Origin of the sequence: Streptomyces sp. NPDC046215, assembly GCF_040646215.1 — a bacterium.
Lineage (GTDB): Bacteria > Actinomycetota > Actinomycetes > Streptomycetales > Streptomycetaceae > Streptomyces > Streptomyces stramineus.
The window spans coordinates 21,251-42,417 of the sequence record NZ_JBEYZW010000014.1; the positions used below are offsets into that span (position 1 = coordinate 21,251).

Sequence of the window (21,167 nt, forward strand, 5' to 3'; positions counted from 1 at the left end):
CCGTTTCCGCCCCCCAAAGCTAACCTCTGTGAGCAGGGCCGCTTCGCATAGCCTCCAGGCATGAGTGCAGCTGAGCGACCTTCCGCCCGCCCCCTGGCCTGGCTCCCCCTCCGCCCCGAGGAGATCGACGGGCTCCCCGGGGGCCTGGAGTACGCCTACTGGAACGGGGAGGAGGAGTACCCCACCGACCCCGCCCGGTGCGCCTTCTATGTGACGCCCTATGTGACCAGTGGTGATGTGGGGCTCCGTCCGCTGGCCGCCATGACGGGGTTGCGGGTCGTCCAGACCCTCACCGCCGGCGTCGACTCCATCCTGCCCGCCGTGCCCCTGCTGCCGCCGGGCACGCGGCTGTGCAACGCCCGCGGCCTGCACGACACCAGCACCGCCGAACTCGCCCTCGCCCTCGTCCTGGCCGCGCTCCGCGACCTCCCCGGCTTCGTCCGGGCGCAGGACGCGGGGGAGTGGCGGCAGGGCTTCCGGCCGGCGCTCGCGGACAAGTCCGTGCTGATCCTGGGCTACGGCTCGATCGGCCGCGCCATCGAGGACCGGCTCGTTCCCTTCGAGGTCGCGCGGGTGGTGCGCGTCGCGCGCTCCGCGCGTGAGAGCGAACGGGGTCCTGTGCAACCGATCGACGCGCTGCCCGAGCTGCTCCCCGGCGCCGATGTCGTGATCCTCGCGACCCCGCTCACCGAGGCCACCCGGGGCCTGGTCGACGCCGCGTTCCTCGCCCGGATGCAGGACGGCGCGCTGCTGGTGAACGTCGCCCGCGGCGCGGTCGTCGACACCGGGGCGCTCCTGGCCGAGTTGGAAAGCGGCAGGCTGCGCGCCGCGCTGGACGTCACCGACCCCGAGCCGCTGCCTTCCGGCCACCCGCTGTGGACCGCCCCCCACGTGCTCATCACCCCCCATGTGGGTGGTCCTTCTTCGGCCTTTCTGCCCCGGGCCAAGCGGCTGGTGTGTGATCAGCTGGCCAGATTCGCACTGGACGCGCCACTGCAAAATGTCGTAGTCACAGCCCCCTAGTTGCCACGTAGAGGTACCGTACGACTCCTCTCAGTGTTCATAACCCCCTCGCTGATTACGCTATGTATATGAGCTATGTCCCTGAGTGACGAGTCTGGTGTATCGTCCCGACGGGGGCTGCGCCGCGCACCGTACGGCCGCAGCGAGGTACCGGAACTCGAGGGGGGCGACGGGCGATGCACGGCCAATGGACGATCAACCCGACGCGGCTCACGCACCGACCACGCCACCGCTGTGCGGCGGCTCTTTTCCCGAGTCTTCTCCTGCGGCTCCCACGGCTTTCCCGGCATGCGTGGCTCTCGGCGGGAGCGCCCCTGCCGCGGACGGCGGTCCGGTGAGCGCCCCGGGAGCGGCGCTGCCCCGCCGCGCCGCCGGCCGCTCGGGGCTGGGCCCCCAGCTGCTCCTCGCCCTCGTCTGCGGCGGCTACGCCACGGGCGCGGCCCTCAACTGGGGATCGTCCTCCGGCCAGCTGGCCAAGGTGATGGGCGACTTCGGGCTCGGCGCCGGCGCCGCGCTCGCCGCCGTCTCCTGCTTCTGGTACGGGCACACCCACCGCACCCGGTTCCGCCTCGCCTGGTTCCTCTTCGCGGTGTCCTCCGCGATGGCCGGCCTCGGGAACATCGTCTGGGGCTGGTACGAGGTCGTCCTCGGGTACGAGAAGGCGCCGACGGGCTCCCCGGCCGACTTCTGCTTCCTGCTCTTCGCGCCGCCCGCCATCATCGGGCTGCTGGTCCTCGCGCGGCGCCCGGTCACCCGCGCCGGCTGGGTCTGCCTGGCCCTGGACGCCTGGCTGACGGGCGGCTCGCTGCTGACGCTCTCCTGGAGCCTGGCGCTGGCGCACACCGCCCAGTTCGAGGGCGAGAGCGTCGCCCACGCCGCGCTCTCGCTCGCCTACCCGCTGCTGGACATCGCGCTGGTGTCCATGGTGCTGGCGCTGCACTTCCGCCGGTCCACCGCCAACCGCTCGGCGATCAACACCGCCATCGCCGCGCTCGCCCTGACGGTCCTGTGCGACGCCCTGTTCACCTCGCCGCTGCTCAAGCAGGAGTACCGCTCGGGCCAGATCCTCGACGCGGGATGGTTCGCGGCCTACATGCTGATGGCGTACGCCCCCTGGGTGGCCCGCGAGAAGGGCGACGACGCCGACGCCCCGGGCCGGCGCTCCACCCCTCCCGCCAGCCGGCCCATCGCCGGCTCCCTGGCCGCCCTCACCCCGTACCTCGCCGCCGCCGTCTGCACCCTGGGCATCCTCTACACCGTCCTGAACGGCCACCGCGTCGACAAAGTGGTGCTGTTCACCGGCTGCACCGTCGTCATGGCCCTGGTCATCCGCCAGGGCATCATGCTGTTGGACAACATCTCCCTCACCCAGGAACTGGCCCAGAAGGAGAACCACTTCCGCTCCCTGGTGCAGGGCTCCAGCGACGTCATCATGATCGCCGCCCCCACCGGGATACTGCGCTACGTCAGCCCCGCCGCCGCCGGCGTCTACGGGCGGGAGGCCGAGGAGCTCATCGGCTCCGAACTGGCCTCGCTCATCCACCCGGAGGACCTGGGCCGCGTCGTCCACGAGGTGCGCCGCTTCCTCGCCGCGCCCCCCGCCGACGAGCCCACCACCCGCATCGAGTGCCGCTTCCGCTCCGGCAGCGGCGACTGGCTCAACGTCGAGTCCACCGTCAACCGCCACCACGGCGGCCTGATCTTCAACAGCCGGGACGTCACCGAGCGTGTCCGCCTGCAGGCCCAGCTCCAGCACACCGCCGAGCACGACCCGCTCACCGACCTGCCCAACCGCGCCCTGTTCACCAAGAAGGTCCAGCAGGCCCTCACCGGCCGCAGAGCGACCGACGCGGGCACCGCCGTCCTCTTCATCGACCTCGACGGCTTCAAGGCGGTCAACGACACCGTCGGTCACCAGGCCGGTGACGAACTCCTGGTCCAGGCCGCCCGCCGGCTCCAGGACTCCGTCCGCTCCGGCGACAGCACCGCCCGCTTCGGGGGGGACGAGTTCGCCGCGCTGATCATCGGCGACGGCACCCGCGACCCCGCGGCGCGCGAATACCGCATCCACGAGATCGCGGACCGGCTGCGGCTGACGCTCTCGCAGCCCTACCGCGTGGAAGGAGGCACCGAGGTCCGCGTCGCCGCCAGCATCGGCGTCGCCTTCGCCGAGCCGGGCATCACCCCCGGCGCCCTGATGCGCAACGCCGACCTCGCGATGTACCGCGCCAAGCAGGCCGGCAAGGGCCGCGTGGAGCTCTACGCACCGCAGATGCAGGACGACGTCGTGCGCCGCGCCGAGCTGGCCACCCGGCTGCGCACCGCCCTCCACGACGGCGAGTTCGCCCTGCTCCACCAGCCGATCGTGGACCTGGGAACGGGCCGGATCACCGCCGTCGCGGCACAGCCGCGCTGGCGCTCCGCCCAGGGGATACTGTTCACCCCCACGGAGTACCTGCGCGTCGCCGAGACCGAGCGCGGCGACGAGGGCGCCCGCACCGCCGAGCTGGGCCGCTGGACGGTCGAGAAGGCCGTCGAGCAGGCCGCCCAGCGCTGCCGCGCGGGCTACGCCGTGCCCGTGTACGTCCAGCTCTCCGCCGCCCGCCTGATGGACAAGTCGCTGCCCCCCAAGAACCTGGAGGGGCTGCTCATCCGGCACGGCCTGCCCTCGGGGGCGCTCGTCCTGGAGCTCTCCGGCAGCGATCCGCGCGTTCCGCTGGACGAGCTGGAACGGCGCCTCGTCGCCCTGCGCCGCCTGGGGGTGCGGATCGCCCTGGACGGCTTCGGCAGCGGCTACGCCGCGATCAGCGCGCTGCGCCGGCTGCCCATCGACACCCTCAAGCTCGACCGCGGCCTGGTCGACGGGGTGGTGGAGTCCGCCCGGCTGCACAAGATCACCGCGGGGCTGCTGAGGATCTCCACCGACCTGGGCATGCAGTCCGTGGCCGACGGCGTCGACCTGCCCGAGCAGGTGCTCTCCCTCCGCGCCATGGGCTGCACCCACGGCCTGGGCACGGCCTTCTCCGGCCCGCTCGACGAGCACCGGCTGCGCCACGCCCTGGACCGCGGCGGCTACCCCGTGCCCGGCGCTCCGGACGATGGCGGGAATGTGCTCGTCGGCGGTGCCCTCCCCGTACGATCCGGATCGGCAGGTGGTGCGGGATCGCTCGCGCATGCTCCATTGCGTTCAAATAGTGAGACGCCCATCCCACCCACTTGACACTTCCCAGGTGGCGGGTGGAGGGTCAATCACATGCGCACCCGAATTCTCGTACTTGGACAGCGCGTCGGCTGAAGCAGGCCACGGTGTAAGACCTGCTGACACTTAACCGACGCGCTCCCCTCGCTTGCCTCCTGGCACGAGGGGTTTTTTGTTGCACCGAGCACCCGCTCCCTCCGCACCCCCAGCCGCGTAATCCGCTCCGTACCCGCCCAATCCGAGTAATCCGCCCAATCTGTCGAAACCGTCGAGACCTTCGAGAAGAGAATGTCGATGACCGAGCAGGCCACCGGGGCCCACCATCCGCAGCCGCGGGCACGCAGCGGCGCGGCGCAGCAGCCCGCCACCGTCGAACACGTCACGGGCGCGCAGTCCCTCATCCGCTCGCTGGAGGAGGTCGGGGCCGAGATCGTGTTCGGCATCCCGGGCGGTGCGATCCTCCCCGCGTACGACCCGATGATGGACTCCTCGAAGGTCCGCCACGTCCTCGTCCGCCACGAGCAGGGCGCGGGCCACGCGGCCACCGGATACGCCCAGGCCACCGGCAAGGTCGGGGTCTGCATGGCCACCTCCGGGCCGGGCGCCACCAACCTCGTCACTCCCATCGCCGACGCCCACATGGACTCCGTCCCGCTGGTCGCCATCACCGGGCAGGTCGCCTCGCAGTCGATCGGCACGGACGCCTTCCAGGAGGCGGACATCTGCGGCATCACCATGCCGATCACCAAGCACAACTGGCTGGTCACCGACCCCGCGGAGATCCCGCGGACCATCGCCGAGGCGTTCCACGTCGCCTCCACCGGACGCCCCGGCCCCGTGCTCGTCGACATCGCCAAGGACGCCCTCCAGGCGCGCACCACCTTCAGCTGGCCCCCGCACACCGACCTGCCCGGCTACCGCCCCGTCACCAAGCCGCACGCCAAGCAGATCCGCGAGGCCGCCAAGCTGATCGCCCAGGCCGAGCGCCCGGTGCTCTACGTCGGCGGCGGGGTGCAGAAGGCCCGCGCCACCGCCGAGCTCAAGGTGCTCGCCGAGCTGACCCGCGCCCCCGTCACCACCACTCTGATGGCGCTCGGCTCCTTCCCCGACAGCCACCCCCTGCACGTCGGCATGCCCGGCATGCACGGCACGGTCGCCGCCGTCACCGCCCTGCAGAAGGCCGACCTGATCGTCGCCCTCGGCGCCCGCTTCGACGACCGCGTCACCGGCAAGCTCGACTCCTTCGCCCCCTACGCCAAGATCGTCCACGCGGACATCGACCCCGCCGAGATCGGCAAGAACCGCGCCGCCGACGTGCCGATCGTCGGGGACGCCCGCGAGGTCATCGCCGACCTGATCGTCGCCCTCCAGGCCGAGAACGCCGAGGGCCACGCCGGCGAGGCCGCCCGCTCCGGCTACGCGAGCTGGTGGACCGACCTCAACCGCTGGCGGGAGACCTACCCCCTCGGCTACGACATGCCCGGCGACGGGAGCCTCTCCCCGCAGCAGGTCATCCAGCGCATCGGGCAGCTCGCCCCCGCGGACACCGTCTACGCGGCCGGCGTCGGCCAGCACCAGATGTGGGCCTCGCACTTCATCGACTACGAGCGGCCCCGGACCTGGCTGAACTCCGGCGGCGCGGGCACGATGGGCTACGCGGTGCCCGCCGCGATGGGCGCCAAGGCCGGCCTGCCGGACCGCACGGTCTGGGCCATCGACGGCGACGGCTGCTTCCAGATGACCAATCAGGAGCTCGTCACCTGCGCCCTCAACGGCATCCCCGTCAAGGTCGCCGTCATCAACAACGGCGCGCTCGGCATGGTCCGCCAGTGGCAGACCCTGTTCTACAACCAGCGCTACTCCAACACCGTGCTGCACTGCGGCCCGGACGTCTCGGCCGGCGGCTCCGCCACGGGCGCCGGCAAGGCGGCCGCGGCCGGCACCCGCGTCCCGGACTTCGTCAAGCTCGCCGAGGCCATGGGCTGCGTCGGGCTGCGCTGCGAGGACCCCGCCCAGCTCGACGCGGTGATCGAGAAGGCCAACGCCATCAACGACCGCCCGGTCGTCGTGGACTTCATCGTCCACGAGGACGCCATGGTCTGGCCGATGGTCGCCGCCGGCACCTCCAACGACGAGATCCTCGCGGCACGCGGTGTCCGCCCGGACTTCGGCGACAACGAAGACGACTGAGAACGACCGAGGGCGACCGAGGACGTAAAAGGACTCTGTGGACGACGAGGAAGAATGAGATGACCAAGCACACGCTCTCCGTCCTGGTGGAGAACACCCCCGGCATCCTCACCCGGATCGCCGCGCTGTTCGCCCGCCGCGGCTTCAACATCGACTCGCTCGCCGTCGGGGTGACCGAGCACCCCGACATCTCCCGCATCACCATCGTCGTCAACGTCGAGTCGCTGCCGCTGGAGCAGGTCACCAAGCAGCTCAACAAGCTCGTCAACGTGCTGAAGATCGTCGAGCTGGAGGACAGCGCCGCGATCCAGCGCGAGCTGGTCCTGGTGAAGGTCCGCGCCGACAACGAGACCCGCTCCCAGATCGTCGAGATCGTCCAGCTCTTCCGCGCCAAGACCGTGGACGTCTCCCCGGAGGCCGTCACCATCGAGGCCACCGGCGGCAGCGACAAGCTCGGGGCCATGCTCAAGATGCTGGAGCCGTTCGGCATCAAGGAGCTCGTGCAGTCCGGGACGATCGCCATAGGGCGCGGCGCCCGCTCGATCACCGACCGCAGTCTGCGCGCCCTGGACCGCTCGGCCTGACCGGCGGCCCCCCGCCGCCTCCCTCGCTCCAGATGGCGAGACCCGAAAACCTTTCCCCATTCACCCGTCATACGGTGTGACGTACAACCGGAAACCCGGAAACAAGGAGAATCCTCACGTGGCTGCCGAGCTGTTCTACGACAACGACGCCGACCTGTCCATCATCCAGGGCCGCAAGGTCGCGGTTCTGGGCTACGGCAGCCAGGGCCACGCCCACGCGCTGTCGCTGCGCGACTCCGGCGCCGATGTCCGGGTGGGCCTGCACGAGGGCTCCAAGTCCAAGCAGAAGGCCGAGGAGCAGGGCCTGCGCGTCGTCACCCCCGCCGAGGCCGCGGCCGAGGCCGACGTCATCATGATCCTGGTGCCGGACCCGATCCAGGCCCAGGTCTACGAGGAGTCCGTCAAGGACAACCTCAAGGACGGCGACGCGCTGTTCTTCGGCCACGGCTTCAACATCCGCTTCGGCTTCATCAAGCCCCCGGCCGGCGTCGACGTCTGCATGGTCGCCCCCAAGGGCCCCGGCCACCTCGTCCGCCGCCAGTACGAGGAGGGCCGCGGCGTGCCGTGCATCGCGGCCGTCGAGCAGGACGCCTCGGGCAACGCCTTCGCCCTCGCGCTCTCCTACGCCAAGGCGATCGGCGGCACCCGCGCCGGCGTCATCAAGACCACCTTCACCGAGGAGACCGAGACCGACCTCTTCGGCGAGCAGGCCGTCCTCTGCGGTGGCGCGTCCGCGCTGGTCAAGGCCGGTTTCGAGACCCTGGTCGAGGCCGGCTACCAGCCGGAGATCGCGTACTTCGAGTGCCTCCACGAGCTCAAGCTGATCGTGGACCTGATGTACGAGGGCGGCCTGGAGAAGATGCGCTGGTCGGTCTCCGAGACCGCCGAGTGGGGCGACTACGTCACCGGCCCCCGCATCGTCAACGACGGCACCAAGGCGGAGATGAAGAAGGTCCTGGGCGAGATCCAGGACGGCACCTTCGCCAACAACTGGATGAAGGAGTACCAGGCCGGTCTGCCGAAGTACAACGAGTACAAGAAGGCCGACGAGGACCACCTGCTGGAGACCACCGGCAAGAAGCTCCGCAAGCTCATGAGCTGGATGGACGACAAGGAGTAAGCGCCTGCCCCGTTCGCCGCCGGGCGGGCTCGCCGTCGAGCCCGCCCGGCGGCGTCCGGCGCCACGTGTCCGCACCGGGCGGGTGACCTTTCCCTTTCCGCGGGGGCGGGGCCCGGGTCCCCGATACACTGCGGAGCACATACGCGTTCAGGCTCACAGCGTCGTGCGTCTTCCACGCGGCTGCCCCCTTCACCGCCTTCGGCCGTCGGGACGGCCGTCCGTCAAGGACTAGTGAGGACTGAGGACCACGTGAGCACTGCTTCGCCCCGTAAACCCGTCGTACTCATCGCTGAAGAGCTGTCGCCCGCGACCGTCGACGCCCTGGGTCCGGACTTCGAGATCCGGCACTGCAACGGCGCGGACCGCGCCGAGCTGCTCCCCGCCCTCGCCGATGTGGACGCCGTGCTGGTCCGCAGCGCCACCAAGCTCGACGCCGAGGCCATCGCCGCGGCGAAGAGGCTCCGGGTCGTCGCCCGCGCCGGTGTCGGCCTGGACAACGTCGACGTCTCCGCCGCCACCAAGGCCGGCGTGATGGTCGTGAACGCCCCGACCTCCAACATCGTCACCGCCGCCGAGCTCGCCTGCGGCCTGCTCGTCGCCACCGCCCGGAACATCCCGCAGGCCAACTCCGCCCTGAAGAACGGCGAGTGGAAGCGGTCGAAGTACACCGGCGTCGAGCTCTCGGAGAAGACCCTCGGCGTCGTCGGCCTCGGCCGGATCGGGGTCCTCGTCGCCCAGCGCATGTCCGCCTTCGGCATGAAGATCGTCGCCTATGACCCCTATGTGCAGCCCGCGCGGGCCGCCCAGATGGGCGTCAAGCTCCTCACGCTCGACGAGCTGCTGGAGACCGCCGACTTCATCACCGTGCACCTGCCCAAGACCCCCGAGACCCTCGGTCTCATCGGCGACGAGGCGCTCCACAAGGTCAAGCCCTCCGTCCGCATCGTCAACGCCGCCCGCGGCGGGATCGTCGACGAGGCCGCGCTGGCCACCGCGCTGAAGGAGGGCCGCGTCGCGGGCGCCGGCCTGGACGTCTACACCTCCGAGCCGTGCACCGACTCTCCGCTCTTTGAGTTCGACAACGTCGTCGCCACCCCGCACCTGGGCGCCTCCACGGGCGAGGCCCAGGAGAAGGCGGGCATCGCCGTCGCCAAGTCGGTGCGGCTCGCGCTCGCCGGTGAGCTGGTGCCGGACGCGGTCAACGTCCAGGGCGGCGTCATCGCCGAGGACGTCAAGCCGGGGCTGCCGCTGGCGGAGAAGCTCGGCCGGATCTTCACCGCCCTCGCGGGCGAGGTCGCCGTCCGGCTCGACGTCGAGGTCTACGGCGAGCTCACCCAGCACGACGTCAAGGTCCTCGAACTGTCCGCCCTCAAGGGCGTGTTCGAGGACGTCGTCGACGAGACGGTGTCCTACGTCAACGCGCCCCTGTTCGCGCAGGAGCGGGGTGTCGAGGTCCGCCTCACGACCAGCTCCGAGTCGACCGAGCACCGCAACGTGGTGACGGTCCGCGGCACGCTCGCCGGGGGCGACGAGGTCTCCATCTCCGGCACGCTCGCCGGCCCCAAGCACCTCCAGAAGATCGTCGCCGTCGGCGACCACGGCGTGGACCTGGCGCTGGCCGACCACATGGCGTTCCTGCGCTACGGCGACCGCCCGGGCGTCGTGGGCACGGTGGGCCGCATCCTCGGCGAGGCGGGCATCAACATCGCCGGCATGCAGGTCTCCCGCGCGACGGAGGGCGGCGAGGCGCTCGTCGCCCTGACGGTCGACGAGTCGATCCCCGCCCCGGTGCTCGCGGAGATCGCGGAGGAGATCGGCGCGGTGTCGGCGCGTGCGGTGAACCTGACGGACTGAGGCTCGCGCTGTCGAGGGCCCGGCCGCACCGTGAGGGGTGCGGCCGGGCTCTTGTCTTTCTGCTCAGCGGAGGAGGGCGGCCCGCCAGGAGCGGTGCACGAGTTCGCGGTAGCCGGTGTGCGAGGGGTTGCGCCCCACGTGCCCGAAGGCCCAGTCGCGGGCGGCTTCGAAGTCGACGCCGGTCTCCGATGCGGCGTCGCACGCGGTGCACCGCATGGAGAAGGTGACGGGCGGTGCGGTGGGGCCCGTGTCGGGCCCGATGGTCCAGTCCGCGAACCGGACGACGCTACGGGCGCTCACGCGTGCCGCCGCTCGTGCGTGCTGAGCTCGGTGTGGGTGACGGGGCGGGTCACGTCGGGGTGTGCTTCCCACTCCCTGCCGCCGGCGGGCGGCCGCAGCTGGAGCCGGGGGCCTTCGTGGCCCATGACTTCACCGACCCTGTCGTGCCGGGTGTCGACGACGTAGGTGCCTTTGGCCGGGGCGGCCTTGCGTGAGGGGGTGGGGCAGGTGCACTCCAGGAGCTTGGAGCTGATCCTCATGTTGATCCCGTGGGCCGTGGCCCAGACGTGCACGCCGTGGGGGGAGGGGCGGGATTCGTCGTGGGGTGGCTCGGGTGGGTCGGCCGGACGGGCCGGTTCGGCCGGGGGTGCGGGGGGTTCGACGGGGGCGGGGGCGAGGAGTGCTCGCATCCACTCGAACCAGCGGCGGATAAACTCGCGCATGTCGACGCTCCTTGTAAGCGTTGGCCATGCCCCGGGGCCGTGACGGCGGTCGCCGGGGTCTTCTGACCAGCACAGAGTGCCGCCCCTTCGAGGCCGGAACTATCAGAGGTCGTTGATAGCTCGGGCCAGGGAATTACGTGCGGTTATACCCCCAGCCATGTGCCGTAGTTGTTGAACGACTCCGGCATCCTCCGCTTTGCCGACTCCAGCCCGGCGTACGTCTCCCGTACCGTCGGGTGGTAGCGCGTCTGCTGGGGTGCCAGCTTGCGAGCCTTCTGCAGGTTCTTGAAGGCGGCGTCGGTGCGTCCGGTCCACATCAGAGCTTGCGCGACCTCGGTGTAGTGATGTGCGAGCCGGGAAGGCGTCCAACCGTCCGGAACGAAGGTCTCCTGAGCCGTCTGCACGGCTTCCGGATACTGGCCCAGTTCGGCGAGGACGCTCACACGGTGCGCCCCGACATTGGTCGGGCCGAACGACAGCCAGTGGATTTCTTCGGCCGGGCCGGTCCGTTCGGCGATGCGCTGCGCTTCGTCGAGGTGTGCTTCGGCGGCGGACTCGTCCTGTCCACGACCGGCCAGCACGGCGGAACCCAGGTGGAGTTGTCCTGTCGCGACGTCGCGCACCCGGCCTGCGTCCGCCTGCTCCAGAGTCGACATCCCCAACCGGACGAGCCGCCGTCCGGTCCGGTGGTCACCGGCCCGCAGGTAGGCCACTCCGCGCAGGTACTGGCGGATCGCGCTCAGGACCGGATCGGATGCGCACTGCGCGGCCCAGCCCATGCGGTCCAGCGCGACCATGCCCAGGTCGGGATAGCTGAGCTTGGTGGTCACGTCATAGGCGGTGCGGTACGTGCTGGCGAGCAGACGCCAGTTCCTGGTTCCCTGGGCCAGGTGTGCCGCGGTGGTGGCCTCGGAGATCAGCCCCGGCAGGTCGGCAGCGGCCAGCTTGATATTGGTCGCGCGGACCATGGCGCACAAGGTGTCCGCATGGGCTTCCAGTTCCTCAGTCGGGCGGGGAATCAGGTCAGGGTCGGGGCCCAAGTCATAGATGTTCAGCGCTTCGCGGATCGGCTCGATCAATCCGTCGAACTGGTCTTTGCGCAGCTCTTCCAGGTACGGCTGCCCGGTCAATTCCGTGACGGGCACGGAAAGGGCACGGGCAAGCGCTCCTATGACGCCCGGGCTTGCGGGCAACACGCCTTGCTCGACTTTGGTGAGGGTGCTGTACGAGACGTGTGACAGCTCGGCCAATTCGCGCTGGGTCAGACGGCGGACCTTGCGTGCGTGTGAGATGCGGGCACCGGCGTACTCGTCAACGTGCGGGGGCATGAGCGGCTCCGTTCTGCGACGACATCAGAACGGTACCGCTGCCCGCTGGCTCGTTGCGTCGCGTGGGCCGATCGGATGGACTGAGCCGCATGACAAAGCCCCCTGTCCTGTACCTGGTCGCGTGCGCTGCCTCACCCACCCGCCACATCCGCACCGGCATCGAGAAGGCGCAGGCCGCCGGTTGGAACGTCTGCCTGATCGTCACGCCCTCCGCGTACCGGTGGATCGAGGATGACGTGCCCGAACTGGAGCGGCTCACGGGGCATCCGGTCCGGAGCGCGCACAAGCTACCGGACGAGCCGGACGTGTTGCCGCCCGCGGAAGCGATCGTGGTGGCACCGGCGAGCTTCAACACCCTCAACAAGTGGGCGGCCGGCATCAGCGACACCCTCGCCCTCGGCCTCCTCAACGAGGCTCTCGGACTCGGTCTGCCGCTCGTCGCCCTCCCGCACCTCAACGACGCCCAGGCAGCTCACCCGGCCTTCGGCCGCAGCGTGGCTCTGCTGCGCGAGTGCGGGGTGACGGTGCTGCTCGACGCGGAGGGCAAGGCACCCTCGATCAAGGAGAGCGGCGCGGACGCCTACCCGTGGGAGGCGGCGTTCGCGGCGTTGCCGGTGCGCTGAAGCGCGGTTGTCAGCCGGCCAAGGCCCACCCGCTATCCCCCGGAGGTGGATGACACGCGCCGCCCGGAAGCTCGGGGCGTGCGAAGGCCCGGGAACGCGTGCCGCGTTCCCGGGCCCGGGCGGTCACTTGTAGACGCCGACCCCCGCGCCGCATCTCCAGGCGGATCCGCCGTTCGTCTGGTTCTCATAGGAGCAGGCGGTGATGGTCCCCGACAGGAACGTCCCCGCGTAGTCGAAGTAGGTCGTGGGGATGGTCTTGGAGCCCTTCCCGTCGAGCGAGATGACCGGGGTGTTGTACGAGGTCGTCGTGGTCCGGACGGCCAGGTACACGGCGGAGCCCTTCTTGTGGCTTCCGAGGTCCTTCAGTGTTCCGTTGACCTTCACCGCTGTGTTCGTGACGTAGTAGGAGCCCGTGAAGCGGGCGTCCGCGCTGTGGGCGGTGACGCCGACGGCGTGCGCGCCGGTGGCTGCCAGCAGGGTGAGGGAGGAAGCGGCGGCGATGACCGCGGCGGCCGTGCCGGAGCGGCGGAACAGACGAGACATGCGTGATCCCTCCAAGGGAACAAGGCGGCCCGCACCCGGCCGGGGAGCGGTACTCGAGAGTTCCGCGGCGCTCGACGGCCCGGCAAGCGATCTGCCCCGTCCCGGACAGAGCCCGGACAGACAGGACCGCGACCTGGCGTTTCGCGGACTGTCCGGGACGCCTCGCCCCCGTCCGGCGGTCTCCGGACAGCCCGCCGCGCGCCGCCCCCGGGACGTTCCCCTCACCCACCCGGCCCGGAAGAATCGCCGCCCCCGGCGGCCCCGGCTACGTTCGGGGGAGTCGATCGAGGAGAGAGCGCTCATGGCCGGTCTCGTGCGCAAGAGTTTCAGCTCGCCGGAGGAAGTCCGTCCCTTTGAGGCCGGCAAGGGGCGGCTCGAGCTGGTGAACATGGACTCCGGGCCCGTGGGCCGGGCCACGTTCGAGCCGGGGTGGCGGTGGTCCGAGCACGTCAAGCCGATCGCGGGGACCGACAGCTGTCAGGCCGCCCACATGGCCTACTTCGTCTCCGGCCGGATGCGGGTCGTCATGGACGACGGCGAGGAGACGGAATTCGGGCCCGGCGACTACATGCTCTGCCCGCCCGGCCACGACGCCTGGGTCGTCGGCGACGAACCCTGCGTCGTGATCGACTGGCAGGGCTTCGCGGACTACGCCAAACGGTAGGGCGGGCCCGGACGGGCGGGCGTGGACGCGACCCGCGGGTGGGCTCCCCGGCGGCGCGCCGACGGCGTGACAGGATGTCCTTATGTCTACCAACGTTTTCTTCGACATCACCATCGACGGCGACGCCGCGGGCCGCATCGTCTTCAAGCTGTACGACGACGTCGTCCCCAAGACGGCGCAGAACTTCCGCGAGCTCGCCACCGGCCAGCACGGCTTCGGCTACGAGGGCTCCGGCTTCCACCGCGTCATCCCGGACTTCATGCTCCAGGGCGGCGACTTCACCCGTGGCGACGGCACGGGCGGCAAGAGCATCTTCGGTGAGAAGTTCGCCGATGAGAACTTCAAGCTCAAGCACGACAAGCCGTTCCTGCTGTCCATGGCGAACGCCGGCAAGAACACCAACGGCTCGCAGTTCTTCATCACCACGGTGCTGACGCCGTGGCTGGACGGCAAGCACGTCGTCTTCGGCGAGGTCGTCGAGGGCCAGGACCTGGTCACGAAGATCGAGTCCCTGGGCTCGCACTCCGGTGCCACCCGCGCGAAGATCGTCATCGCCTCCTCGGGCGTCGTGGGCGAGTAACACCCCCTTCCGCCGGGGCCCGCCGGGCCGCACGAGGCCGGCTGCGCAGCCTTCGGGCTGCGGCAGCCGGCCTCGGGGCTTTTCAGGGCGCCCCCGCCCCCGCCGACGCCTTCTCCGCCGGCCGCGCCGGGCGGACGCCGCGGAGCAGGAGCGGTGCCAGGACCGCCGCCGCCCCCACGGCCACCGCGGCACCGATCGCCGCCGCGTGCATGCCGCCTGTGAATGCCTCCCGGGCCGCCGCGGTGAGGGCCTCGCCCGTACGGGCCGGCAGACCGTCGGCCACCACCAGCGCGTTCCCCAGCGTCTCCCGCACGGAGGCCAGCGCCCCGGCCGGCAGGCCGTCCGGCACCGCGCCGGTGACGTCGTGCCGGTAGTACGCGGCCCCCGCGCTGCCCAGGACGGCCGTGCCGAGCGCCGCGCCGAACTCCTGGCCGGTCTCCAGCAGGGCCGCCGCCGCGCCCGAGCGCTCCGGCGGCGCGGCGTCCAGGGCGAGGTCCGTGATCAGCGTCATCACCGTGACGATGCCGACCGCCACGATGCCCGACGCCACGAGGATCACCCAGATCCCGGAGCCGGCCCCCGCCCCCAGGGCGAAGAGGTAGCCGAACGTGGCGACGGCGAAGGCCCCGCCGATGACGTACGCGCGGTCGACGCCCCTGCTCACCAGCGCCGTCGCCGCCGGAGCGGCACCGCCCACCGCCAGCGACGGGACCAGGCACCACAGCGCCGACTCCAACGGGCTCTTGCCGAGCACCAGTTGCAGGTACTGCATGGAGAAGACGGTGAAGCCGGCCATCGCGAACATCGCCACCGCGTTGATGCCGATGGACGCCCCGAAGCCGCGCCCGCGGAACAGCGCGGGGCTGATCATCGGCTCCTCGGCCACCCGCTGCCGCCGGACGAACAGCGCGCCGACGACCAGCCCGGCGGCGACGGCCAGGGCGGCGGGCGCGTCGAAGCCGTCGGCGGCGATGCGCTTGAGCCCGTAGACGGCGGGCAGGACGGCCGCGAAGGAGAGCAGCGAGCTCAGCACGTCGAAGCGCCGGCCGGGGGCCGGGCTCTTGAACTCCGGCACCAGCAGCGGGGCGAGGACGAGCAGCAGCACCATCGCCGGCAGGTTGATCAGGAAGACCGAGCCCCACCAGAAGTGGCTGAGCAGAAAGCCGCTGAGCACCGGCCCGAGCGAGATCCCGCCGGTCATCGCCGCCGACCAGACGGCCACGGCGGTGGCACGCTGCCCGGCGTCGCGGAACATGTTGCGCACCAGACCCAGCGTCGACGGCATGAGCGTGGCGCCGCCGATGCCGAGCAGCGCCCGTACGGCGATGAGCATCTCGGCGCTCTGCGCGTACGCGGCCGCCACCGAGGCCGCGCCGAAGGCGGTGGCCCCGATCAGCAGCAGCTTGCGGCGGCCGATGCGGTCGCCCAGCGCCCCCATGGTCAGCAGCAGGCCGGACAGCGCGAAGCCGTACATGTCGAAGATCCACAGCTGCTGGGTGGCGGTGGGCGCCAGGTCGCGGCTGATGAACGGCACGGCGAAATACAGCACCGAGACATCCATGGAGACGAGGAGCAGCGGCAGCGTCAGCACCGCCATCCCCATCCATTCCCTGCGGCCCGCGCGCGGGCCCTGCGTGTGCGGCTCGGACATCGGAAGCTCCCCCTAGTGCGGTGTGCGTATGGCGTACGCGTTATGTGCGTACAAGGTACGCACAGGTGGAACTGAACTGCAATGCGGGCGGATTTTTTGGGGTAGTGCACTAGTGCTTGGCGGTGCGGTGCTAGCCTTCCGCCCATGGGTGCACTAGAACGGTCGGAGGCTCAGGCCCCGGCTCCTTACCTCCGGATCGCCGCCGAGCTCCGCGACCGCATCGCCTCCGGTGAGCTCCGCGCGGGCGAGAAGGTCCCCTCGACGCGCCGGATCACCCAGGAGTGGGGTGTCGCCATGGCGACCGCCACCAAGGTCCTGACGGTGCTCCGGCAGGAAGGGCTCGTCCGGGCCGTGCCCGGCGTCGGCACCGTCGTCGAGGGGCCCGGCCGGCCGGGGGCCGCGGCTGCACCGCGCCGGCCCAGGGCGCGCGACGCCGAGCCCGGGCTCACCCGGGAGCGCATCGTGCGGACCGCCGTGCGCATCGCCGACGCCGAGGGTGCCGCGGCCCTGTCCATGCGCGCGATCGCGGCCCAGCTGGGCGTCTCCACCATGGCCCTGTACCGCCATGTGCAGGGCAAGGATGAACTGGTCGTCATGATGGCGGACGCCGTCTTCGGCGAGGACGAGCTGCCCGCCGACGCGCCCGCGGACTGGCGGGGGAGGCTGGAGGCGGCGGCCCGGCTGCAATGGGCGCTCTACCGGCGCCACCCCTGGCTGGCGAAGGCCATGTCCTTCACCCGGCCGCTGCTCTCCGCGAACGCCCTGACCCACATGGAGTGGGCGATGGCCCCGGTGGTACGGCTCGGCCTGGGCGCGCACGACCTGCTGCACATCACCGTCACGGTGGCGGGCTACGTGCGCGGCGTCGCCGTGAACCTGGAGGAGGAGGCGGAGGCCGAGCAGGACACCGGCATCACCAACGACCAGTGGCTGGAGGAGCGGTACCCGGCGATGGCCGAGATCGTCGAGTCCGGCGCGTACGCGATGTACGGGCAGATCATGCGGGCCCCGGGCGTCGACCTGAGCCTCGACTCGATGTTCGAGTTCGGGCTGCTGCGGCTGCTCGACGGGCTGGGTGTGTACCTGGAGGGCGCGCGCCCCGCCCGGTGAGCGTCACCGGCGGGTGGCGAGCCCGGGGGCCTGCTCCTGCTCCGGGGTCTCCGGGGCGGGCTGCCCGGTCCTGACGCCCCGCAGCACGGCCACGGTCACCGCGGCCGCCACCAGCAGGACGGCCGCCCCGCCGAGCGCGGCGACGTTCATGCCGTGGGTGAACGCCTCGCGTGCCGCGGCCAGTACGGCCTGCCCGGTCCGGCCGGGCAGGTGCGCCGCAACGGCGGTCGCGCCGCCGAGCGTCTCGCGCACCGCCTCCAGCGCGCCGTGCGGCAGGCCGGCGGGCGCCGAGTCGGTCACGTCGCGGCGGTAGACGGCCACGCCGACGCTGCCGAACAGGGCCATGCCCAGGGCGCCGCCGAGCTCCTGCCCGGTCTCCAGGAGCGAGGCCGCGCTGCCCGCCTTCTCCGGCGGGGCCGTGGCCAGGGCCATGTCGGAGACCAGGGCCAGCACCGTGACGATGCCGCAGCTGACGACGCCGGACCCGAGGAGCAGGAGCACCAGGGAGTCCGGTCCGCACACGGCCAGCAGCGCGAAGCCGCCGGCGCCGATGACGAACCCGCCGGCCATGACGTACGCCGTGGGGAACCGCTGCCCGAGGACACCGGCCAGCGGGGCGGCGATCCCGACCGCGAGGGAGGGCAGGGTGCTCCACAGCGCCGACTCCAGCGGGCTCTTGCCGAGCACCGACTGGAGGTACTGGGTGGTGAAGTACGCGGAGCCCATCATCCCGAACAGAGCAAGGGAGTTGATCGCGACACCCACCCCGAACGCCCGGTGCCGGAACAGCGCGCGGCTGATCATCGCGTCGCCGCGGGTGCGCTGCCGGTGGACGAAGACGGCGCCGACGGCCGTCCCCATGGCGGCGCACGCCGCCATGGGGACGCTGAACCCCTCGGCGGCGATCTCCTTGACCCCGTAGATCAGGGGCAGCACCGCGCCCATCGACAGGGGCACGCTCAGCAGGTCGAACCGCCCCGGCGCCGGGTCCTTGGACTCCGGCACGAGGACCGGCGCGAGGAGCAGCAACAGCACCATCGCGGGCACGTTGACCAGGAAGACCGAGCCCCACCAGAAGTGGTCGAGCAGCAGTCCGCCCAGCACCGAGCCGAGGGCGATGCCGCCCGCCATGGCACCGGACCAGATGCCGATCGCCTTCGTGCGCTGCCCGGCGTCCCGGAAGAGGTTGCGGACCAGCGCCAGCGTGGACGGCATCAGCGTGGCGCCGCCGATGCCAAGCACGGCCCGCGCCGCGATGAGCAGCTCCGCGCTCTGGGCGTAGGCGGCGGTGACCGAGGCCGCGCCGAAGGCCGCCGCCCCGAACATCAGCAGTTTGCGGCGGCCTATCCGGTCGCCGAGGGATCCCATGGTGATCAGCAGCCCGGCCAGGGCGAAGGCGTACACGTCGAAGATCCACAGCTGCTGGGTGCCGCTCGGCGCCAGGTCCTCGCCGATGGCCGGGATCGCGAAGAAGAGGACGGAGACGTCCATCGAGACCAGGAGGAGGGGCAGCAGGAGGACGACGAAGGCCGTCCACTCCCTGCGCCCGGCACGTGTTCCGGAGTGCGTCATGGCGGTGACTATACAAACGTCTTAAACGCTTGTCTATGACGCTTGTATAAGACGCCCGTCTAGTACGGGTGTATGGGCAGCGCTAGGCTTCTGACATGGGACATCGCGAAGATCTGCTCGAAGGCGCCAAGACCTGCCTGCTCGAAAAGGGCTGGGTGGGCACCACCGCGCGGGACATCGTGGCCGCCTCCGGAGCCAACCTCGCCTCCATCGGCTACCACTACGGCTCGAAGGACGCCCTGATGATGGAGGCGTTCTTGAAGATGACGGAGGAGTGGGGCGAGCAGGCCACCCGCAGGCTCGCGGCCGCGCGCGACCAGGACGCCGGCCGGGAACGGCAGCTCGCGCGGGTCATGGACGCGATGTTCGAGGAGTTCGCGGCCAACCGCCCGTTCTGGGTCGCGCAGATGGAGGTCATCGGACAGCTCCACCGCAACCCCGAGCTGAAGGAGCGGTTCGCCGCGGTCCTGCCCAGCGGCCGCGAGGGAGTGCTGGCGATCTTCGAGGGCGTCGACGACGTGGAGGTGCCCACCGGGGCCACGCGGACGGCCGGGGCCTTCGTCCACGCGCTCTTCATCGGCATGTGGGCGCAGTGGATCATGGATCCGACGTCCGCGCCGACCGGCGCCGAGCTCGTCGAGGGCATGCGCCGGGTCCTGACGGGAACGGTGTTCGACGCGCCGGGGAAGTGAGGCGACCGCCCCGCGGCCGGAGAGCGGGGCCGGTACTCGCATATCCATCACACATATGTGGAGCGCATACTCACCGCACGGCCGTGGCCCGATCGCAGGCGCCCCGGCCGTGCGGCGCGTGGACCCCTGTCCGGAAGGCCCGCCCGTGCGTCGTATTCCAATGTTGTGCGGAGTATGGCCAAATTGTGCGTAGCCGAGAGCCGCAGAGGCGCTTGCACTGGACGTGATGGATGTGGAGGACCCCACTCCTGACGCCTGGAAGGTTGCCCCATGACCGACATCGGAACCCGTTCCACTGCTCCGTCAGCACCCGCCTTCCCCGACGACCGCACCTGTCCGTACCAGCCACCGCCGAGCTACGGACAGCTGACCGCACAAGGCCCCCTGGCGCGCGTCACGCTGTACGACGGGCGCGTGGTGTGGCTGGTGACCGGACACGCGGAAGCCCGCACCCTGCTCACCGACCCCCGCCTCTCCACGGACCGCCGCAATCCGGCCTTTCCCGTCGTCGCCCCGCGCGCCGAGGCGCAGTCCGCCGTCGTCCTCCCGCTCGTCGGCGTCGACGATCCCCTGCACGCCCGTCAGCGCCGGATGCTCATCCCCCGCTTCGGCCTCAAGCGCGTCGCCGCCATGCGCCCCCTCATCCAGCGGGTCGTGGACCGGCTCATCGACGACATGCTCGCCGATGGCCCCGGCGCCGAACTCGTCTCCGCCTACGCCATGCCTGTTCCCTCGACGGTCATCTGCTCCCTGCTCGGCGTCCCCTACGAAGACCACGGCTTCTTCGAGAGCCGCTCCCGCGCCCTGCTCGCCGCGGACACCGCCCGGGAAGCGGCCGCCGCCCGCGACGACCTGCGCGGCTACCTCGGCCGGCTCATCGAGCGCAAGCAGGCCGAGCCGGGCGACGGCCTCCTCGACGAACTCGTCGCCGAACGCCTCGCCGAAGGGGAGCTCGACCGCGAAGAGCTCGTCATGATGACGCTGGTGCTGCTCGTCGCCGGCCACGAGACCACGTCCAACATGATCTCCCTCGGCGTGTACACGCTCCTCGAACACCCCGAGGAACTGGCCGCGCTGCGCGCCGACCCCGCGCTGATGCCCCGGGCCGTCGAGGAGCTGCTGCGCTTCCTGTCCATCGCCGACGGGCTCGTCCGCGTCGCCACCGAGGACATCGAGATCGGCGGCCGGACGCTGCGCGCCGGCGACGGCGTCATGATCGGCACCTCGGTGGTCAACCGCGACGGCGCCGCCTACGAGGACCCCGCCGCCTTCGACGTCCACCGCTCGGCCCGCCACCACGTCGCCTTCGGCTACGGCGTCCACCAGTGCCTCGGCCAGAACCTGGCCCGCGCCGAGATGGAGATAGCCCTGCGCACCCTCGTCGAGCGCATCCCCACCCTGCGCCTGGCCGTCGCCCCGGACGAGGTCGTGGCCAAGCCCGCCAACACCCTGCAAGGACTCGTGGCCCTCCCGGTCACCTGGTGACGAAAGAACGGACCCCCACGATGAGCACGATCCGCATCTCCCTCGACTCCGACCTGTGCATCGGCGCCGGCCAGTGCGCCCTGACCGCGCCGAACGTCTTCACGCAGGACGACGACGGCTTCGGCGCCCTCCTCCCCGGCCGCGAGGACGGCGCGGGCGACCCGCTGGCCAGGGAAGCGGCGCGGTCCTGCCCCGTCCAGGCGATCACGGTGGAGGACAGCTGACCC

19 protein-coding genes are annotated in these 21,167 nt (G+C 71.1%); 13 read left to right on the top strand and 6 right to left on the bottom strand.

The features are described from left to right. Positions 1–60 precede the first annotated feature (60 nt). The 6 genes from ABZ951_RS08785 (at position 61) to serA (ending at position 9,970) form a co-directional block, all read left to right on the top strand. A complete protein-coding gene (locus ABZ951_RS08785; protein WP_344092439.1) occupies positions 61–1,023 on the top strand; it encodes a 2-hydroxyacid dehydrogenase in 963 nt (320 codons plus the stop codon). A gap of 334 nt (positions 1,024–1,357) precedes the next feature. After that, positions 1,358–4,243, top strand: a complete 2,886-nt coding sequence (locus ABZ951_RS08790; protein ID WP_344092442.1) for an EAL domain-containing protein — start codon at positions 1,358–1,360, stop codon at positions 4,241–4,243. Between the two features lie 267 nt (positions 4,244–4,510). Next, positions 4,511–6,412 carry an acetolactate synthase large subunit gene (locus tag ABZ951_RS08795; protein WP_344092445.1) on the top strand — a complete coding sequence of 634 codons (1,902 nt, stop codon included), beginning with the start codon at positions 4,511–4,513 and terminating at the stop codon, positions 6,410–6,412. A gap of 59 nt (positions 6,413–6,471) precedes the next feature. Further along, positions 6,472–6,996 (top strand): acetolactate synthase small subunit, encoded by a 525-nt coding sequence (gene ilvN, locus ABZ951_RS08800; RefSeq protein WP_344092447.1) that lies wholly within the window; start codon positions 6,472–6,474, stop codon positions 6,994–6,996. A gap of 118 nt (positions 6,997–7,114) precedes the next feature. Then, complete coding sequence (gene ilvC, locus ABZ951_RS08805) at positions 7,115–8,116, top strand: ketol-acid reductoisomerase (protein ID WP_344092449.1); 1,002 nt, start codon at positions 7,115–7,117, stop codon at positions 8,114–8,116. Positions 8,117–8,365: 249 nt separating this feature from the next. Continuing rightward, positions 8,366–9,970: a phosphoglycerate dehydrogenase gene (gene serA / locus ABZ951_RS08810; RefSeq protein ID WP_344092451.1), complete on the top strand. Its 1,605-nt coding sequence runs from the start codon at positions 8,366–8,368 to the stop codon at positions 9,968–9,970. 63 nt (positions 9,971–10,033) lie between these two features. On the opposite strand, the gene ABZ951_RS08815 is transcribed toward serA, so the two are convergent. The 3 genes from ABZ951_RS08815 to ABZ951_RS08825 all read right to left on the bottom strand — a co-directional run bounded on the left by ABZ951_RS08815 (position 10,034) and on the right by ABZ951_RS08825 (position 12,020). Continuing rightward, positions 10,034–10,270 (bottom strand): hypothetical protein, encoded by a 237-nt coding sequence (locus tag ABZ951_RS08815; protein WP_344092453.1) that lies wholly within the window; start codon positions 10,268–10,270, stop codon positions 10,034–10,036. Continuing rightward, positions 10,267–10,509, bottom strand: coding sequence for a hypothetical protein (locus ABZ951_RS08820; RefSeq protein WP_344092488.1), 243 nt, complete (start codon positions 10,507–10,509; stop codon positions 10,267–10,269). Before ABZ951_RS08820 ends, ABZ951_RS08815 begins: the two co-directional genes overlap by 4 nt. A gap of 326 nt (positions 10,510–10,835) precedes the next feature. Beyond that, the gene (locus ABZ951_RS08825; RefSeq protein WP_344092456.1) at positions 10,836–12,020 is read right to left on the bottom strand and encodes a helix-turn-helix transcriptional regulator; all 1,185 of its coding nucleotides are present in this window, start codon (positions 12,018–12,020) and stop codon (positions 10,836–10,838) included. Between the two features lie 89 nt (positions 12,021–12,109). On the opposite strand from ABZ951_RS08825, the gene ABZ951_RS08830 reads away from it, so the two are divergent. Then, positions 12,110–12,643, top strand: a complete 534-nt coding sequence (locus tag ABZ951_RS08830; protein WP_344092459.1) for a flavoprotein — start codon at positions 12,110–12,112, stop codon at positions 12,641–12,643. Between the two features lie 123 nt (positions 12,644–12,766). Here ABZ951_RS08830 and ABZ951_RS08835 read toward each other — a convergent pair whose 3' ends face one another. Further along, positions 12,767–13,186, bottom strand: coding sequence for a hypothetical protein (locus tag ABZ951_RS08835; RefSeq protein ID WP_344092462.1), 420 nt, complete (start codon positions 13,184–13,186; stop codon positions 12,767–12,769). A 301-nt stretch (positions 13,187–13,487) separates the two neighbouring features. On the opposite strand from ABZ951_RS08835, the gene ABZ951_RS08840 reads away from it, so the two are divergent. Next, positions 13,488–13,850, top strand: a complete 363-nt coding sequence (locus ABZ951_RS08840) for a cupin domain-containing protein (RefSeq protein ID WP_344092465.1) — start codon at positions 13,488–13,490, stop codon at positions 13,848–13,850. An 82-nt stretch (positions 13,851–13,932) separates the two neighbouring features. Next, positions 13,933–14,430 (top strand): peptidylprolyl isomerase, encoded by a 498-nt coding sequence (locus tag ABZ951_RS08845; RefSeq protein WP_344092468.1) that lies wholly within the window; start codon positions 13,933–13,935, stop codon positions 14,428–14,430. Between the two features lie 82 nt (positions 14,431–14,512). On the opposite strand, the gene ABZ951_RS08850 is transcribed toward ABZ951_RS08845, so the two are convergent. Then, positions 14,513–16,081: an MFS transporter gene (locus ABZ951_RS08850; RefSeq protein WP_344092470.1), complete on the bottom strand. Its 1,569-nt coding sequence runs from the start codon at positions 16,079–16,081 to the stop codon at positions 14,513–14,515. Positions 16,082–16,225: 144 nt separating this feature from the next. Here ABZ951_RS08850 and ABZ951_RS08855 point away from each other — a divergent pair, with 144 nt between their 5' ends. Next, positions 16,226–17,191: a TetR/AcrR family transcriptional regulator C-terminal domain-containing protein gene (locus tag ABZ951_RS08855; protein ID WP_344092472.1), complete on the top strand. Its 966-nt coding sequence runs from the start codon at positions 16,226–16,228 to the stop codon at positions 17,189–17,191. Positions 17,192–17,194: 3 nt separating this feature from the next. On the opposite strand, the gene ABZ951_RS08860 is transcribed toward ABZ951_RS08855, so the two are convergent. Next, positions 17,195–18,763, bottom strand: a complete 1,569-nt coding sequence (locus ABZ951_RS08860; RefSeq protein WP_344092475.1) for an MFS transporter — start codon at positions 18,761–18,763, stop codon at positions 17,195–17,197. Between the two features lie 95 nt (positions 18,764–18,858). Between ABZ951_RS08860 and ABZ951_RS08865 the strand changes: the two genes are divergently transcribed. The 3 genes from ABZ951_RS08865 to ABZ951_RS08875 all read left to right on the top strand — a co-directional run bounded on the left by ABZ951_RS08865 (position 18,859) and on the right by ABZ951_RS08875 (position 21,164). Next, positions 18,859–19,455: a TetR/AcrR family transcriptional regulator gene (locus tag ABZ951_RS08865; protein ID WP_344092477.1), complete on the top strand. Its 597-nt coding sequence runs from the start codon at positions 18,859–18,861 to the stop codon at positions 19,453–19,455. 270 nt (positions 19,456–19,725) lie between these two features. Continuing rightward, the gene (locus tag ABZ951_RS08870) at positions 19,726–20,940 is read left to right on the top strand and encodes a cytochrome P450 (protein WP_344092479.1); all 1,215 of its coding nucleotides are present in this window, start codon (positions 19,726–19,728) and stop codon (positions 20,938–20,940) included. A 29-nt stretch (positions 20,941–20,969) separates the two neighbouring features. Then, complete coding sequence (locus ABZ951_RS08875) at positions 20,970–21,164, top strand: ferredoxin (RefSeq protein WP_344092489.1); 195 nt, start codon at positions 20,970–20,972, stop codon at positions 21,162–21,164. Positions 21,165–21,167: the final 3 nt, after the last annotated feature.

Excerpts from the sequence above, each read along its gene's own strand:
- ABZ951_RS08785 (WP_344092439.1), top strand. The coding sequence starts at position 61 with ATGAGTGCAGCTGAGCGACCTTCCGCCCGCCCCCTGGCCTGGCTCCCC.
- ABZ951_RS08795 (WP_344092445.1), top strand. The coding sequence starts at position 4,511 with ATGTCGATGACCGAGCAGGCCACCGGGGCCCACCATCCGCAGCCGCGG.
- ilvN (WP_344092447.1), top strand. The coding sequence starts at position 6,472 with ATGACCAAGCACACGCTCTCCGTCCTGGTGGAGAACACCCCCGGCATC.
- ABZ951_RS08820 (WP_344092488.1), bottom strand. The coding sequence starts at position 10,509 with ATGAGGATCAGCTCCAAGCTCCTGGAGTGCACCTGCCCCACCCCCTCA.
- ABZ951_RS08825 (WP_344092456.1), bottom strand. The coding sequence starts at position 12,020 with ATGCCCCCGCACGTTGACGAGTACGCCGGTGCCCGCATCTCACACGCA.
- ABZ951_RS08830 (WP_344092459.1), top strand. The coding sequence starts at position 12,110 with ATGACAAAGCCCCCTGTCCTGTACCTGGTCGCGTGCGCTGCCTCACCC.
- ABZ951_RS08835 (WP_344092462.1), bottom strand. The coding sequence starts at position 13,186 with ATGTCTCGTCTGTTCCGCCGCTCCGGCACGGCCGCCGCGGTCATCGCC.
- ABZ951_RS08840 (WP_344092465.1), top strand. The coding sequence starts at position 13,488 with ATGGCCGGTCTCGTGCGCAAGAGTTTCAGCTCGCCGGAGGAAGTCCGT.
- ABZ951_RS08845 (WP_344092468.1), top strand. The coding sequence starts at position 13,933 with ATGTCTACCAACGTTTTCTTCGACATCACCATCGACGGCGACGCCGCG.
- ABZ951_RS08850 (WP_344092470.1), bottom strand. The coding sequence starts at position 16,081 with ATGTCCGAGCCGCACACGCAGGGCCCGCGCGCGGGCCGCAGGGAATGG.
- ABZ951_RS08855 (WP_344092472.1), top strand. The coding sequence starts at position 16,226 with ATGGGTGCACTAGAACGGTCGGAGGCTCAGGCCCCGGCTCCTTACCTC.
- ABZ951_RS08860 (WP_344092475.1), bottom strand. The coding sequence starts at position 18,763 with ATGACGCACTCCGGAACACGTGCCGGGCGCAGGGAGTGGACGGCCTTC.
- ABZ951_RS08865 (WP_344092477.1), top strand. The coding sequence starts at position 18,859 with ATGGGACATCGCGAAGATCTGCTCGAAGGCGCCAAGACCTGCCTGCTC.
- ABZ951_RS08870 (WP_344092479.1), top strand. The coding sequence starts at position 19,726 with ATGACCGACATCGGAACCCGTTCCACTGCTCCGTCAGCACCCGCCTTC.